The organism is Anaeromyxobacter sp. K (assembly GCF_000020805.1).
Taxonomy (GTDB): domain Bacteria; phylum Myxococcota; class Myxococcia; order Myxococcales; family Anaeromyxobacteraceae; genus Anaeromyxobacter; species Anaeromyxobacter dehalogenans.
The window spans coordinates 776,307-791,191 of record NC_011145.1; the positions used below are offsets into that span (position 1 = coordinate 776,307).

A 14,885-nucleotide genomic window follows, 5' to 3' on the forward strand; every position below is an offset into this window, starting at 1 on the left:
GCCCACGCGTTCCTTGGCGCCGCGCCGTCCGCGCGAGAGAATCGAGCCCCCTTGAAGAAGCGGACCGTCGCGCTGGTGTTCCTGCTGGTGGTCGTGGGCCTCGTGCTCGCGACGCTGGCGGCCCTGCGCACGCGCTGGGCCGGGGACCGGATCTGCGCGCTGGCCGCCGAGAAGGTGCGGGCCGCCACCGGCCTGCCGCTCTCCTTCGCCGCCTGCCGCATCGACCCGCTCGGCTTCGCGGTGGACGCGGAGGGCGTGGTCCTCGGCCCGCCCTCGGCGCCCGCGTTCGTGGCCGACGCGATCACGGCACGCCTCGCGCTGGTGCAGGCGCTCGGCCGCCGCGTCCACCTCGATCGGCTGCGCCTGGTCCGCCCGCGCCTGGTCGCGGCGCTGCCCCCCGGCACCGGGGCACCGGCCCGCTGCCCCCCGGACCTGCTGGGCCGCTTCGAGATCCGCGAGCTGCAGGTCGAGGGCGGCTCGGTGGAGCTGGGGCTCCCCGACGGCGGCCACGTCTCGCTGGAGCGGCTGGAGATCCGCTCCGGACCGCCCGCGCGGACGCTCCGGTCGCTCGCCACGCCGGCGCGCCGCAGCCGCGTGGACGTCTCCGCCGGCCCGGTCCGGGTGGACGCGGTGGGCCGCCGGTGGAGCGCCTCGCAGGTGCGCGCCCGCGGCGAGGTCGCCCTCGACCTGTCGGTCGCCGAGATCGCCGGGATCGAGGCGGAGGTGGGCGGGGCCCGGCTCGGGCTGCAGGGCCGCGTGCAGGACCTGTGCGCGCCCAGGCTCGACCTGACCGCGCGCGCGGAGGGCAGGGTGGACGCGCTGCTCGCGCTGGCCGGCGTGCACGCGGACGTGGAGGGCACCGCGACGGTGGAGGCGCGCATCTCCGGCGCGCCCCGCGCGCCGGAGCTCTCCGGCTCGCTGCGCACGCGCGGCGTGCGGGTGGACGGGTTCGTGCCCGGCGACGCCGAGGCCGCGGTGCGGCTGTCGGGCCGGACGCTGGTGGTGGACCGGCTGGCGGTCGCAGCGGCCGGCGGGGGCAAGGCGGTGGCGCACGGGACGGTGACGCTCGCCCGCGGGCTGCCGGTCGAGGCGGAGGTGCAGCTCGACCGCGTCGACCTCGCCGAGATCCTGGATCGCCTGACGGTGAAGCAGCCCTGGATCACGCTCCGGCTCGACGGCAAGGCGCGCGTGACCGGGACGCTCTCGCCGCCGGTGCTCGCCGGGACGCTCGCCACCGAGCTCCACGACTTCAAGGCGCTGACCCGCCCGTACACGCAGGCCCACGGCGATCCGGGCATCGTCTCCTTCGCGCGCGGCCGGATCGAGTCGGCGGTGCGCGTGGACCGCAGCGGCCTGTTCCTGGACGGCGCGCGCGTGGCGGTGGGGCAGGGGACCGTGGACGCGGACGCCGCCGTCCACTTCGACTCCGCGCGCGGGTTCCACGTGCGCTGCCGCGGCGTGGCCGACCTGGACGCGCTCGGCCCGCTCGCCGGCATCCCCTGGGCCGGGCGGCTGGCGGTCGAGGCGGAGGTCGGCGCGGCGCCGTACGGGAACCCGGTGGTCACCGGGCGCGCCCGCGGCGAGGGGCTCCACTTCCTCCAGGTGGATCTCGGTCACGTGGCGGCCGACTTCCGGTACCGGGACTTCCTGCTCCACTTCCAGGGCGCCGAGGGGACGCGCGGCGAGACCCGCTACCGCGGCGAGGCGGTGGTGGATCTCTCGCGCACGCCCACCCAGATCGTCTCCTCGCGCCTGGAGGCGCGCGGGCGCCTCCGCGACCTGTTCGACTCCGTGATGGAGTGGATCCCTTCCACCCGGTACGTGCGCGACGCGCTCGACGCGGAGGTGGAGGCGACCGGGACCGCGCGCGGCCCGGCCACCGCGCTCGACGCGTCCTTCGACGCGCGGCTCGGCGCCGGCACGCTGCTCGGCCGCGCGTTCGACTCCGGCCGCGCGCAGGGCCGCATCGAGGCGGGTCGCACCGCGCGCTTCGAGCGCGCCGAGCTGCGGCGCGGCACCGGCGTGGCGCGGGCCCAGGGCACCTGGGGCATGGACGCGCCGTTCCCCTGGGACCTCGAGGTGGGATTCTCGGGCGTGCCGCTCGCCGCGCTCGACCTCCCCGGCGGCGAGTGGTCCGGCTCGGCGAGCGGGCGCGCCACGCTGGCCGGCTCGTTCGATCACCCCGACGTGCGCTTCGCCGCGAACGGCGACGCGGTGCGCGTGGCCGGCGTGGCGCTCGGCACGGTACAGGCCGGCGGCACGGTGGTGGAGCGCAAGCTCGTGCTGACCGGCGGCGCGGAGGGACTGGCGGGCTCCGCGGAGATCGCGCTGCAGGGCCGCCTGCCGTTCCAGGCGCGGGCCACGGTGGCCCTCGAGGACGCCGCGCGGCTCTGGCCGGGCGGCGCGCCGCAGGGGCTGCGCGTCCGCGTGGGCGGGGAGGCGAGCGCCTCGGGGGAGCTCGAGGACCTCGCGCAGGCCCGCGCCAGCGTGCGCCTCCCCCAGCTCGCCATCGCGCTCGCCGAGGTGAGGGTCGAGGCCGCCGGGCCGGCGGTGCTGGCGGTGCGCGGCGAGCGGGTCGAGCTCGCGCCCGTCACGCTGCGCGGCACCAGCACCGAGCTGACCGTGTCCGGGTCGGCGGCGCCCGGCGCGGTGGACCTGAGCGCCTCGGGGACGCTCGACCTGCGCCTGGCCGGCGCGCTGTCGCCGGTGGTGCGGCGCGCGCACGGCCAGCTCGCGCTCGAGGCGCACATGGGCGGCACGTTCGACCAGCCGGTGCTGGTCGGCTCGGGCCGCGTCGCGGACGGCGGGTTCGAGCTGCGCGGCGCCGGCCTGGTGTTCTCCGACATGACCGGGCCGCTCGCGTTCTCGCAGAACCGGGTCCTGTTCGAGGACCTCGGGGCGCTCCTGAACGGCGGGCACGCGCGCTTCAAGGGGGAGGTGGAGCTGGCGCGGCTCGCGCCGTCGCGCCTCCGGGTGGAGGGGACGCTCGACGAGGTGCCGGTGGCGCTCCCGTCCTACCTGCCGGCGACGCTGTCCGGGCGGATCGAGGCGCAGGGGACGCCGGAGGCGACCGACGTCACCGGCCGGCTGCGCGTGATCCGCGCGCGCTACACCGCCGACGTCGACCTCGAGGGCAGCCTGCTGGAGCTGCGCCGCCGGCCGCCGCCGCCGCCGAAGCCGTACGACAAGGCGGGCGAGTGGCTCCGCTTCGACCTGCAGCTCGTGGTGGACGGTGACGCGCGGATCGAGAACGATCTGGTGCGCGGGACGGTGGCCGGGGACCTGACGCTCACCGGGACGCTCGCGTCGCCGGGCCTGGTGGGCAGCCTCACCATGAGCCAGGGCAGCCGCGCGGCGTTCCGCGGCAACGAGTTCACGCTCACGCACGCGGTGCTGGAGCTGGTGGACCGGAACAAGATCGAGATCGTGCTCGACGTGAACGGGGACGCGCAGGTGCGCGACTACCAGGTGTTCATGCACGCGTTCGGCCCGCTGGAGCAGCCGCGGGTGACGCTCACCAGCGCCCCGCCGCTCCCGGAGCCGGACATCGTCACGCTGCTCTCGCTCGGCTTCACGCGCCGCGACTCCGCCGCCGGCACCGGCGTGGGCGGCGTGGCGACCGCGGCGGCCGCGCAGGCGATCTTCTCCGCGTCCGGCCTGGACGAGCAGGTGCGCCGGTTCCTGCCGCGCGGCGGGCCCATCCGCGACATCGGCATGCGCATCACCAGCGCCTACTCCGAGGCGACCGGCCAGGTGGAGCCGCGGGCCGAGTTCGAGTCCTGGCTGCTCCGCGATCGGCTGCGGCTCCGCTTCCAGGCGCCGCTCGCGGGCGCGCGCGGCCGCAAGGCGCAGGCGGAGCTGCGGCTGGGCGAGCACACGGCGGTGCAGTACCAGTGGGACAGCGACAACCCCGACGTCTCGACCGGCGATCACGGCGTGGACCTGAAGCTGCGCTGGGAATGGACGGACCGCGAGTGATCGCCGCCCTCGCAACCGCCCTGGCGCTCGCGGTGTCGCCGGCGGCGGCCGAGCCCGCGGGCGCGGCCGCGTCGCCGCCGCCCCGCGTCGCGGCGGTGGACCTGGCGCTGCCGCCGGGCGACGACCTGGCGCAGGCGTCGGCGCTGGTGACGCTCTCCCCCGGGGAGCCGCTCTCGGTCCGCGACGCGCGGCGCACGGTGCAGCGCCTGTTCCAGACCGGCCGGTACCGCAACGTGGTCGTCCGCGCCGAGCCCGCCGCGGCGCCGCCGGGCGGCGGCGCGGGCGAGTGGGTCCGGCTGGTGGTGGAGGCGCTCCCGGTGCGCCGGGTGGCGCGCGTCGAGGTGCGGACCGACGCGCCCGAGGTGCTGGGCCCGGACGCGATCCGGGCGGCGGCCAAGCTCGCCTCCGGCGAGACGTTCGACGACGCCGACCTCGATGCGGTGGCGGCGAGGGTGCGCGCGGCACTCTCCCGGCGCGGGCACCGGGACGCGCAGGTGCGCGCCAGCGCCGAGGGCGACACCTCGGTGGACGTGCTCCTCGAGGTCCGCGCCGGGCCGGCCACGCGCGTCGCGTCGCTGCGGCTCACCGGCAGCCCCGGGCCGGCCGCCGAGGCGCTCCGCGGCCGCCTGCGCACGCGCGAGGGCGCGGCGCTCGACGCGGACGCGCTCGACGCGGACGTCCAGGCGCTCCGCGCCGGGCTGCGCGCCGCCGGGTACCGGCGGGCGCGGGTGGACGCGCCCGTGGTGCGCGTCCGCGGCGGCGCGGCCGAGGTGGAGGTCCCGGTGCAGGCCGGGCCACGCATGGCGTTCGCGTTCCGCGGCAACGCGGCGTTCCGGCCCGCGCTGCTGGAGCGGCAGCTGGGGCTCGAGGCGGACCAGCCGGTGGACGCGCCCGCCATCGAGCAGGCCGCCGACCGGCTGCGCGCGTTCTACCGCGCGCGCGGCTTCGCCGGCGCGGCCGTGACGACGGAGGAGCGGCGCGGGCCGGGCGTGCTGGCCGTCGTGTTCCACCTGGACGAGGGGCGCCGGTACCGGCTCGGCCGGATCCGCTTCGAGGGCGCGACCGCGCGCACCGAGCGCGACCTCCGCGACCGGCTCTTCGCCATCCTGGAGGAGGACGCGGAGACCCCCGGCTCGCCGGACGCGGACGAGGCCCGCGCCCTGATCCTCTCGGTGCCGGGCGCGCGTCCGCCGCCGGAGCCGCCCCCGGCCCTGCGCCCGCGCGACTACTTCGACGAGGCCACCTGGGATCGCGCGCTGGAGCTGATCGTGGAGGGGTACCGGGCCGAGGGCTGGCTCGACGCGGTGGCCCTGGGCAGCGCGGTGGCGCTCGACGCGGAGCGCGGGATCGCCGACGTGACGCTCCGGCTGCGCGAGGGCGCCCGCACGCACGTGGAGTCGATCGCGTTCGAGGGCACCGGCGCGGTGCCGCTCCCCGAGCTGGCCCGCGAGACCCGCCTCTCGCCGGGAGACCCCCTCGCGTTCGATCGGGTGGAGGAGACGCGGCTCGCGATCCTGCGCCGCTACTACACGGCGGGCCACGCGTTCGCGCGCGTCGAGGCGCGCGAGGAGCTGGACCGCGAGCGCCACCTGGCCACGGTGCGGTTCGTGGTGGACGCGGGCCCGAAGGTCCGGATCGGGCGGCTGCTCCTCACCGGCAACCGGCGCACGCGCGAGGACGTGATCCGCGACGAGCTGGAGGTGCGCGAGGGCGCGACGTTCGACCCGGAGGCGCTGGCGCGAAGCCAGGCGGCGCTGCTGCGCCTGGGCGTGTTCCGCTCGGCGAAGCTGGAGCTGCACGAGCCGGAGCTGGTGGCCGAGACGAAGGACCTGGCGGTCGAGCTGTCCGAGCGCCCGTACGCCACCCTCACCCAGTCGCTCGGGTTCTCCATCGCGAACGGCCCGCGCGCGGTGCTCGAGTACTCGCGGCCGAACTTGTTCGGCCGCGCGGTGGAGCTCACCGCCCGCGGCAAGGTGAACTACCTCGTGGACGTGGGCGGCCTCGGCCCGGACCTGTCCGGCAAGGAGGGGTACGACCGGCTGGAGGGAAGGGCCGACCTCGGCCTGCGCTCGACCCGGGTGCGGCTGCTGCCGGTGCCGGTGGGCCTGCGGACGGACTTCATCGGGGAGATCCTGCACCGTCGCGCCTACGACCTGCGGCGCGTCTCCGGCGTGGCGGGCATGGACGTGGGAGTCACCTCGCGCGTGGGCGCCTCGCTCCAGTACGAGCTGGAGGTGGACGACATCCGCCGCACCAACGTGGTGGGCGTGCTGACCCAGGCCGACCTGGAGCGGCTCCGCTTCGACGAGGGCGTCACCACGCTGCACGCGGTCCGGCCGTCCTTCACGCTCGATTTCCGGGACAACTCCGCCCACCCGCACCGCGGCTGGTTCGCGGCCGGCGTCGCCGAGTGGGCGCACTCGCTCGGCGTGGGCGTCCCCGGGGCGCCGGACCGCCGCGCGCTGTTCGGGCTGCTCCCCGGCTCGGAGGTCCACAGCAACCTGCTGAAGCTGTCGGGGACGCTGTCCGGCTACCTGCCGCTGGGCGGATCCACCGTGCTCGCGGTCTCGGTGCGCGGCGGCCGCGTGTTCCCGCTGGATCGCGAGTCGCGCACCATCATCCCGCGCCGGTTCTTCCTGGGCGGCGCCTCGACCATGCGCGGCTTCGCCGAGGAGGAGATGATCCAGGAGGACGTGCGCGGCGCGCTGGCTGCCGAGGGGAAGCTCTGCGCCACCTCGTACACCGGGATCGGCTGCACCGAGCGCGGCCGCCGCGTCGCGTCCGGCGACCGGCCCGTCTCGGAGGGCGGCGAGGCGTACCTGCTCGGCAAGTCCGAGCTGCGCGTCGGGCTCACCCGCGCCGTCGAGCTCGGCCTGTTCCTGGACGCCGGCAACCTCTGGCTCGATCCGAACCGGTTCGAGGCGCTCGACCTGCGCACCAACGCCGGCGCCGGCCTCCGGTTCGTCACCCCCATCGGCCCCGCCGCGCTCGACCTCGGCTTCAACCTGGACCGCGACGTGCGCATCAACGAGCGCCTGTTCGCGCTGCACTTCACCATCGGGCTGTTCTGATCGGGCGCTCCGTACTTCCTCGAAGCCGGGGGGGAGTTGGTGCGGGTCCTCGTGTGCGCTCCCGCCCTCGCCCGCTCTCGCGACGTGGAGGCGGAGTGCTCGGCGCGGGACTTCATTCGTAGGACGCGCGCGGACGGTGTCCGATGCACCTGGGCGCGCTCGCAAACTCGGCCGCACTGGGCCGAGACCGGCCGATCTGGCTCGCTGCTGCGGCGCACGCTGGCTGCCTGCGCCGGGCAGACTCGTCCCTGCGCTGCTCGACGTGCCTGGGGGCACGCCTGCGCTGCTCGGTCCTCGTGTGCCCGGCTCGGCGACGCCATCGTGTGCCTCGCGACGCGACCCAGATCAGCCGGGCTCGGCTATCGCTTCGCGACACGCGGCCTCAGACATGCTCGCCGCGCACGCCGGCTGACCACGCGCACGATCCGTGATCCTGGCGGGCTGCGCCTGCGCTGACAGTCGCGGTTCGCGGGCGAGGGCGTCCGCGCTGCGGACGGGGTCCGTGGGGGCGGCTTCGAGGGATCAGTACGAGAACTTCCCCCGAGAACTTCCCCCGGCGACAGCGTCCCCACCACCGCCTCCCATTCACGTCAGGCCGCCCCCGAGGCGATCCGGGCGTTCGCGCCGGAGCGCAGCGCAGCAAGCGTTCGGCACGTCCCCAGGATCTTAGACCTGCACCGCCGTGGACAGCCGCTGCGAAGGGACCGGCGCAGCCGGCGCTGGAACCGATCCCGCGGCTGGCCCGTCCGGTGCGTCGGCCTGCGCGATCCCACGGCCCCGGTTCCGGCCATCCATCCACGTCCCGGGCCTTGCGGAGCGAGCACCGCCGCGAACGCCCGGAGCGCCGACCTAGCGGCCCCGCTCCAGGACAGGGCCCGCTGGAAGCGGCGCCCCCGCACCGCGCGACCCGCGCTCCATCCCCAGAACACGGCTCGCTGGATGCGTCGCCCGCCGGAAACAGCGTCAGGAGGGCAGGCGAGGTCAGGCCGGGAACCGCGCCATGACCTCGCCGAACGTCTCGAACACGTCGTGGCGGATGCCCTGCTCGGCGCAGTAGCGCACCAGCGAGGAGCCGGCGCGCGCGAACACGTGGTCGGCGGCGTCGGCGGCGTGGCGGTCGCCGGTGCCGTCCCCGCACACCGCCACCTTGTGCCCGGCGGCCTGGAGCTCGCGCACCACGTCGCCCTTGCAGAAGCCGCAGAACCCGCAGTCCGCGCCGTGGAAGCCGACGCGCAGCCCGTCCTCGCCGCAGGCGGCGCGGTTCGCGCGCAGCTCCACGTGCGCGCGCAGCGCCGGCGGCAGCCCCTCGAGCACCGGCTCGATGTACGCGTCGAGGCCGGACGAGACCACCAGGAACGGCCGGCCTCCGCGGCGGCAGGCGTCGAGGAAGTCCTCGAACCCCGGGCGCCAGGTGGCGCGCGCGCGGGCGAACGCGGCGATCTCGGCGCGGCTCGCGCGGATCGGGCCGAAGACGGCCTGCAGGAGGCGCCCGAAGTCGAGCTCGCCGGCGCGGTAACGGTCCTCCGCGGCGCGGTAGGCGTCCACGCCGGCGAAGTGGAACGCGACCTGATCGCCGAGGTCCTCGGTGAGCGCCGTTCCGTCGAAGTCGCAGACGATGGCCCAGGGTGCGCGCATGCGGGACGCGTCTCTTATCAGGCCGGGGCGCCCGCCGCCACCCGGCCGCGGCGGCCGAGACGCGAAAGGGCCCGGCCGCGAGCGCGCGACCGGGCCCTCTGGTGCGGAGACGACGAACGGCTACGGGTGCCCGGTCGTCTTGTCGGAGTGGCAGGACGTGCAGGACATGCCCGACGCCACCGGCTCGAACGTGGTGGTCGGGCCGTGGCAGCCGAGGCAGCCGGCCGACGCGTCGTCGATGGCCGCCGGGCCCGCGTACGTCCCGGTGGACAGGTACGCGTTCAGCATCTCGGCCACCTTGCCGGCCACGTCGGCCGTCAGGCGCGAGCAGCGCGCGAGCTTGTCCGCGCTCTTCGTGGAGACCTTGTTGGCGGCGCACCAGGTGGACACCGAGGCGTGGCAGAGGTGCGAGCCCGGGACCACCTGCAGGGCGGCGACGTTCGTGAAGTCGAGCGTGGTCTTGCCCGCCTCGCTCGGCGCGATCGTCTGCGGCACGTACTTCGGGAACGACTCGCGCTCGTACCAGCGCATCAGGTCGGTCAGCATGTTCGTGCGGACGTCGGCCTTGGAGACGATCGAGTTGATGATGAGGATGCCGCCGAGGATCGAGCCGCAGATGCTGCCGTAGCCGGCGATGCCGCCCGCGCCGAACTGGCCGAACGTGCGGGGGATCAGGTTGAACGGCTGGCCCACCGTCTCGCTCAGGTGGTCGATGAGGCCGCTGAACGCGCCGTGGCAGCAGCCGCCGTTGTAGTACGCCTGGTACGCGAGCTCGCGGACCTTGGCCGGATCGATCTGGTACGTCGCGGCGATGTGCTGGTCGTACGGGTAGTCCGCGACCTGCGGCCCCGTCGCCGGCTGCTCGGGCGGCGTGGTCGTCCCGTCGTCGTTGTCGTCACCGCAGGCCTGCAGGCCGCCGAGGGCAAGCGCGCCGCCGATGACCGCGAGCACTTGCCGCCGACCGAGGTTCTCCTTCTCCATCGTCCATTCCTCCGTGGGGGGTTGGGAGCGGCCCGTGTCTCGGGTCGCGTCCGGGGGCAAGCGCGGGGGTGGATGCGCTCTGTCCGGGTTGCGGCGATGGTACGCAAGCCGGGACGGCGTACCCTGCGTCGAATGCGCGCGCGCGACGATCGGACGCGGCGCGCGGCGCTAGGTCGTGCATGTGGGAACGCACTGTTGGCGCGCGTGCTGCGCGCCCGTGCCGCAGCGCCGCGACCCTCCGCCGCGGTCGCGGTGCGTCCGGGCGCCGCGTGCGCGCCGGCGCGCAACGCCGTGGCGGTGGAACGCGAGGTCGCGCCGGGCGGCGGGCCCGCGCGTCAGGCGCGCTCGGCCGTCGCCATCACGCCGTGGCCGCCGAGCACCGGCCAGGCGCGCGCGCCCGCGAAGCCGGCGCGCGAGAGCAGCGACGCGAGCTCCGCCTCGTCGTACCGACGGTGAAGTCGCGACATCCCCCGCCACAGGAGCATGGCGGCCGCGAACCGCGGGCCGCCGGCCAGCGTCGCGGCGAGCGGCGCGCCCTGGCGGCGCGGCTCGAGGAACGCCACGCGGCCACCCGGCCGCAGCGCGCGGTGGAGCTCCGCCAGCGCGGCCGCAGGATCGGGCAGCAGGTACAGGACGCTGTGGCCGGTGGCACCGTCCAGGGCGCCGTCGCGGACCGGGAGCCGGAGCGCGTCGCCGCGCACCAGCGGGAGCGTCACCGCGCCGGCGCCCGCCGCCCGCGCGGCGCGCCGGAGCATGGAGGCGGAGCGGTCCAGCCCGACGTGCCGCGTGCCGGGCGCGGCACGGGCCATCTCCACCGCGCCGGTGCCGGGGCCGATCCCGAGATCCAGCACCCGCGGGCCCGGGACCAGCGCGCCGAGCGCGCGGCAGTCCTCGCGCCACGCAGGCTGGTCCACCAGGAAGGCGTACACCGCCGCGGCGGGCCCGAAGGCCACCGCCGCGTAGAGCCGGGCGGCGCCGTCACGGACCGGCGAGCTCATAGAGCAGCCCCCAGCGCACGCCGCGGTCCGAGACCGTCAGCCGGTCGAACCCCGCGAGGCGCATCGCCTCCGCGACCACCACGCCGCCGCCCAGGATCACGTCGGCCCGCTTCGGCTCCATCCCGGGCAGCGCCGCGCGCGCCGCCACCGGCAGCGCCGCGAGGCGCGCGAGCAGCCGCTCCACCTGGTCGAGCCGGAGCTCCGCCCCGTGCACGCGCTCCGCGTCGTAGGCGGGCAGCGCCTGCGCCACGGCCGAGAGGGTGGTCACCGTGCCCGCCACGCCGACCAGCCGCGCGCCGGCGCCGGCGCCCAGCGCGGCGAGCGGCGCGAGCGCCTCGCGCGCCCCTGCGCGCATCGCCGCGAGCTCCTCGGCCCGCACCGGATCGGCGCGCACGTGCCGCTCGGTGAGCCGGACCGCGCCCACCTGCAGGCTCACGCGCGCGCGCGGCTCGGGTCCCTCGCCCACGATGAACTCGGTCGAGCCCCCGCCCACGTCGAGCACCGCGAGCGGCCCGCCCGCGCCGAAGTCGCGGAAGGCGCTGCCGTACACCAGGCGCGCCTCCTCGTCGCCGGAGATGACCCGCGGCGAGAGCCCCGCGGCGGCGCGCGCCGCCTCGAAGAACTCGTCGCCGTTCGCGGCGTCGCGGGCGGCGCTGGTGGCGACGCAGGCGATCTCGTCGGCGCCGAGCGCCCGGGCCTCCGCCGCGAACGCCGCCAGCGTGGCCACGGTCTCGCGGATGGCGGCCGGATCGAGGCGTCCGGTCGCGTCCACGCCGCGGCCGAGCCGGGTGATCTCGGCGCGCTCCCGCACCGGCGCGAGCGCGCCGCCGCGCCGCTCCGCCACGAGCAGCAGCACCGTGTTGGTGCCGACGTCGATCGAGGCGAGCCGCCCGGCCATGCCGTCCCCGCCTACGGCGCCAGCGGGCCCCAGGCCGGCGCGGCCAGGTCGGTCTTGCCGCTCGTCACCGGCGTCTGGCGGTCGCCGCGCGCGTCCGACACGACCAGCTGGATCCCGCCGTTCCGGTCGGTGCGGAAGATCATGAGCCGGCCGTTCGGCGCCCAGGACGGCTCCTCGTTGGTGCGCCCCTGGTCCTGGGTGATGCGGTTGATGGCGCCCGAGTCCGGCGACACCACGAACACGTCGAACACCTTGCGCTCGTCGCGCGCCGTGAACGCGATCAGGTCGCCGCGCGGGCTCCACTGCGGCGTCTGGTTGTAGTTGCCCTGGAACGTCAGGCGCCGCGCGCCCGAGCCGTCCGCGCCCATCACGTAGATCTGCGGGGTGCCGGAGCGGTCGGAGACGAACGCGATGCGGCGGCCGTCGGGCGACCAGGTGGGCGACACGTCGATGGCGGGGTCGCTGGTGAGCTTGCGCGCGCCGACGCCGTCGGCGGACATCACCCAGAGATCGGTGACGTTGCCTTCGCTGACGGTGAACGCGATGCGGGAGCCGTCGGGCGAGTACACGCCGCCGAACGCGTTGCGGTGGCGGCCCAGCGGGCGGAACGCGCGGTCGGAGAAGCGGTAGGCCCACAGCTCCGGCCGGCCGGACCGGTAGCTGGTGACCAGGATCTCGCGGCCGTCCGGGCGCCACGCCGGCGACATGAGGATGCTCCGCTCGGACAGCAGGACCTGCTGGTTGCCGCCGTCCATGTCCTGCGTCACGAGCTCCCAGGTGCCGCGGCCGCGGCGGATCGCGGCGATGCGCGTCGCGAAGATGCCGGGCTCGCGCGTGTAGTAGCGCACGATCTCGTCGGCCATCCGGTGGGCGAGCGAGCGCGCGTCGGCGCCGTCCACGCGCAGCAGCTTCACCAGCACCTCGCGCCCGGCGCGGACCTCGTACAGGTGGAGCTCGCCCTCCAGGCCGGCCGGGCCGCGGCGCACGCGCGCCTTGGCGAGGCCGTCCGCGCCCACGTCGGCCCAGCGCGCGAACCGGATCGACGGCGCCGCGAAGCCCTCCGACGGATCGGCGAGGAAGCCCCGCGGGTCGAGCACGTCGAACAGGCCCGACAGCACCAGGTCGGCGCGCACCACCTCCGCGGTCTGGGTCGCGGCGACGCCGGCGTCGCCCTCGCCCTGGAACGCCGCCACCGCGATGGGCAGCGGGCGGAAGTCGGGCGAGCCGACCACGATGGTGGGGCGCTCCTGGGCGGCGAGCGCAGGCGAGGCGGCCAGCGCGAGCGCGGCGAGGGCGAGGGCACGGCGGACGATCATGGCGGGCTCCGGGAGATCAGCCGATCTCGAAGACGATGGCGAGCCCGGTCGAGCGGTACAGCTGCCGCTGCGCGTCGGGCGGAGGGGGGAGGCGGGTCTGTCGGACGGTCCGCTCCAGCGCGTCGTCGAACGCGCCGTTGCCGGACGACTTCTCGATGCGCCAGCGCGCGATGTTCCCGTCGGGCTCGATCCAGAGGACCACCGTGCCCTTCAGGTACATGCGGTCGCGCTCGGAGATGGTGGCCGGGACGCGGTAGTTCTCCTGCAGCGCCCGCTTCACCAGCGCGAGGTAGCGGTCGCCCTCGCCGGCCTCGGAGGCGTCGCCGGCCGGGTCGCCCTCGGGGTCGCCCCAGCGCTCGCGCTCGACCTGCTGCTTCACGCGCGAGAGCATCGACGCGACCGAGGTGCTGCTCCCGGCCGTGGTCGGGCCGGTGCGGGCGGGCGGCCGGGGCGCGGGCGGCACCGGCGAGGGCTTCGCGCCGGGGACCGGCGCGGCGGGCGCGGGCGGCGCGGGGGTCGGGGCCGCCGGCGCGGTCGCGACCGCCGGCATGGGCTCGGCCGCGGCCGGCTCCGGCGGCGTCTCCTTGCGCGGCAGCCACTGCTCCGGCCGCTTCTCGCCGAGGCGCACGAGCTTCGCCACGATGGGCTTCTGCTCGAGGTCGATGGCGGGGCCCTGCTGGCGCACCAGCGCCCAGGTGATGAGCCCGGCGTGGACCATCAGCGAGGCCAGCACCGCCGGCCACATCCTGTCCCGCCGCCCGAGGGCGGTCGCGACCGGGATGCTCATCGCCTGCGGGCCTCCCGCTCGGGCTTCACCCGCTCCGGCGCGGGGTTGGTGATCATCCCCACGTTCACGATCCCGGCGCGCTGCACGGTGGCCATCACGTCCACCACGAAGCCGTAGGGCAGCGTCTTGTCGGCCATGAGGTACAGCTCGTGCTCCTTCTGCGCGCGCGAGTTGGCGCGCAGCTTGTCCTCGAGCTCGTCGTAGGGCACGTGGGCGGCGTCCTCGGTGGTGCCGAGCCACAGGCTCTTGTCCGACTTGATCGAGAGGACGAGCTTCTGCTCCTGCGCCTCGACCGCCTTGGCGCGCGCGTCGGGCAGGTTCACCTCGACGCCCTGCTGGATGAGCGGCGCGGTCACCATGAAGATGATGAGCAGCACCAGCATCACGTCCACGAGCGGCGTGACGTTGATCTCGGTGAGGGACTGGCGGCCCGAGCCGCCGGAGGACATCGCCACGGCTCGCTCCCTAGCTGAAGAAGTGCCGCCGAACGATGTTCAGGAAGTCGTTCGAGAAGTTGGTCATCTCGCTGTCGAGCACGCGGATCTTCGACAGGAAGAAGTTGTAGGCGACCACCGCCGGGATGGCGGCGAACAGGCCGACGGCGGTGGCGATGAGCGCCTCGGAGATGGGCTTCGCCACGGTGGCGAGGTTCGCGTTGCCCATCAGGTAGATCTCGTGGAACGCGCGCATGATGCCCCACACCGTGCCGAACAGGCCGACGAACGGGGCGGCGCTGGCGGTGGTGCCCAGGAACGGCACCTGGCGCTCGAGCGCGGTGACCTCGGAGGCCGCGGCCCGCTTCAGCGCGCGCTCGACGTTCTCGATGCCGCCGAGCTGGTCGCTCATGGCGCCCGGGTCGCCCTCGTTCTTGCGCGCCGTCACCTTCGAGAGCTCGACGTAGCCCGCCCGGAACACGTGCGACAGCGGCGACGCGCCCAGCGACTCCGCCGCCTGGTAGATGGCGTCGAGCCGCTTGGACTGCCAGAAGGTCTCGAGGAACTTCACCGACTGGTCCTGCGCGCGCCGGATCTGGAGCCACTTCTTGACGATGATGGCCCACGACACCGCGGAGGCGCCGAGCAGGAGCGCCAGCACGCCGATGCCGACGGGCCCGGAGTTGGTGGCGATCTCGAGGTAGTTGAGGCCGCCCGCGGCCGCGAGGGGCACGCCGGCGGAGGGCAGGAGCTGCGAGAGGGCGAGTTCGGTCATGTGCAGGTCGGG

At 75.8% G+C, this 14,885-nt stretch carries 10 protein-coding genes; 2 read left to right on the top strand and 8 right to left on the bottom strand.

The genetic code is table 11. The features are described from left to right. Nucleotides 1-51 precede the first annotated feature (51 nt). Nucleotides 52-3,978: a translocation/assembly module TamB gene (locus ANAEK_RS03420; protein ID WP_012524756.1), complete on the top strand. Its 3,927-nt coding sequence runs from the start codon at nucleotides 52-54 to the stop codon at nucleotides 3,976-3,978. Then, nucleotides 3,975-7,049: an outer membrane protein assembly factor gene (locus ANAEK_RS03425; protein WP_012524757.1), complete on the top strand. Its 3,075-nt coding sequence runs from the start codon at nucleotides 3,975-3,977 to the stop codon at nucleotides 7,047-7,049. Before ANAEK_RS03420 ends, ANAEK_RS03425 begins: the two co-directional genes overlap by 4 nt. Before the next feature lie 981 nt (nucleotides 7,050-8,030). Here the strand turns inward: ANAEK_RS03425 and ANAEK_RS03430 are convergent. The 8 genes from ANAEK_RS03430 to ANAEK_RS03465 all read right to left on the bottom strand — a co-directional run bounded on the left by ANAEK_RS03430 (nucleotide 8,031) and on the right by ANAEK_RS03465 (nucleotide 14,873). Then, nucleotides 8,031-8,684, bottom strand: coding sequence for an HAD-IB family phosphatase (locus ANAEK_RS03430; protein ID WP_012524758.1), 654 nt, complete (start codon nucleotides 8,682-8,684; stop codon nucleotides 8,031-8,033). A gap of 120 nt (nucleotides 8,685-8,804) precedes the next feature. Further along, a complete protein-coding gene (locus ANAEK_RS03435; RefSeq protein ID WP_012524759.1) occupies nucleotides 8,805-9,665 on the bottom strand; it encodes a C-GCAxxG-C-C family (seleno)protein in 861 nt (286 codons plus the stop codon). A 335-nt stretch (nucleotides 9,666-10,000) separates the two neighbouring features. Further along, complete coding sequence (locus ANAEK_RS03440; RefSeq protein WP_232288356.1) at nucleotides 10,001-10,663, bottom strand: class I SAM-dependent methyltransferase; 663 nt, start codon at nucleotides 10,661-10,663, stop codon at nucleotides 10,001-10,003. Then, complete coding sequence (locus tag ANAEK_RS03445; protein WP_012524761.1) at nucleotides 10,644-11,561, bottom strand: Ppx/GppA phosphatase family protein; 918 nt, start codon at nucleotides 11,559-11,561, stop codon at nucleotides 10,644-10,646. Before ANAEK_RS03445 ends, ANAEK_RS03440 begins: the two co-directional genes overlap by 20 nt. Nucleotides 11,562-11,572: 11 nt before the next feature. After that, nucleotides 11,573-12,877, bottom strand: coding sequence for a protein TolB (locus ANAEK_RS03450; protein WP_012524762.1), 1,305 nt, complete (start codon nucleotides 12,875-12,877; stop codon nucleotides 11,573-11,575). 16 nt (nucleotides 12,878-12,893) lie between these two features. Further along, on the bottom strand, nucleotides 12,894-13,664 hold the full coding sequence (locus tag ANAEK_RS03455) for an energy transducer TonB (protein WP_012524763.1): 771 nt from the start codon (nucleotides 13,662-13,664) through the stop codon (nucleotides 12,894-12,896). Then, on the bottom strand, nucleotides 13,661-14,113 hold the full coding sequence (gene tolR, locus ANAEK_RS03460) for a protein TolR (RefSeq protein ID WP_011419720.1): 453 nt from the start codon (nucleotides 14,111-14,113) through the stop codon (nucleotides 13,661-13,663). Before tolR ends, ANAEK_RS03455 begins: the two co-directional genes overlap by 4 nt. Nucleotides 14,114-14,129: 16 nt before the next feature. Continuing rightward, nucleotides 14,130-14,873 carry a MotA/TolQ/ExbB proton channel family protein gene (locus tag ANAEK_RS03465; RefSeq protein ID WP_011419721.1) on the bottom strand — a complete coding sequence of 248 codons (744 nt, stop codon included), beginning with the start codon at nucleotides 14,871-14,873 and terminating at the stop codon, nucleotides 14,130-14,132. Nucleotides 14,874-14,885 lie beyond the last annotated feature (12 nt).

Excerpts from the sequence above, each read along its gene's own strand:
- ANAEK_RS03430 (WP_012524758.1), bottom strand. The coding sequence starts at position 8,684 with ATGCGCGCACCCTGGGCCATCGTCTGCGACTTCGACGGAACGGCGCTC.
- ANAEK_RS03450 (WP_012524762.1), bottom strand. The coding sequence starts at position 12,877 with ATGATCGTCCGCCGTGCCCTCGCCCTCGCCGCGCTCGCGCTGGCCGCC.
- ANAEK_RS03455 (WP_012524763.1), bottom strand. The coding sequence starts at position 13,664 with ATGAGCATCCCGGTCGCGACCGCCCTCGGGCGGCGGGACAGGATGTGG.
- tolR (WP_011419720.1), bottom strand. The coding sequence starts at position 14,113 with ATGTCCTCCGGCGGCTCGGGCCGCCAGTCCCTCACCGAGATCAACGTC.
- ANAEK_RS03465 (WP_011419721.1), bottom strand. The coding sequence starts at position 14,873 with ATGACCGAACTCGCCCTCTCGCAGCTCCTGCCCTCCGCCGGCGTGCCC.
- ANAEK_RS03445 (WP_012524761.1), bottom strand. The coding sequence starts at position 11,561 with ATGGCCGGGCGGCTCGCCTCGATCGACGTCGGCACCAACACGGTGCTG.
- ANAEK_RS03440 (WP_232288356.1), bottom strand. The coding sequence starts at position 10,663 with ATGAGCTCGCCGGTCCGTGACGGCGCCGCCCGGCTCTACGCGGCGGTG.
- ANAEK_RS03435 (WP_012524759.1), bottom strand. The coding sequence starts at position 9,665 with ATGGAGAAGGAGAACCTCGGTCGGCGGCAAGTGCTCGCGGTCATCGGC.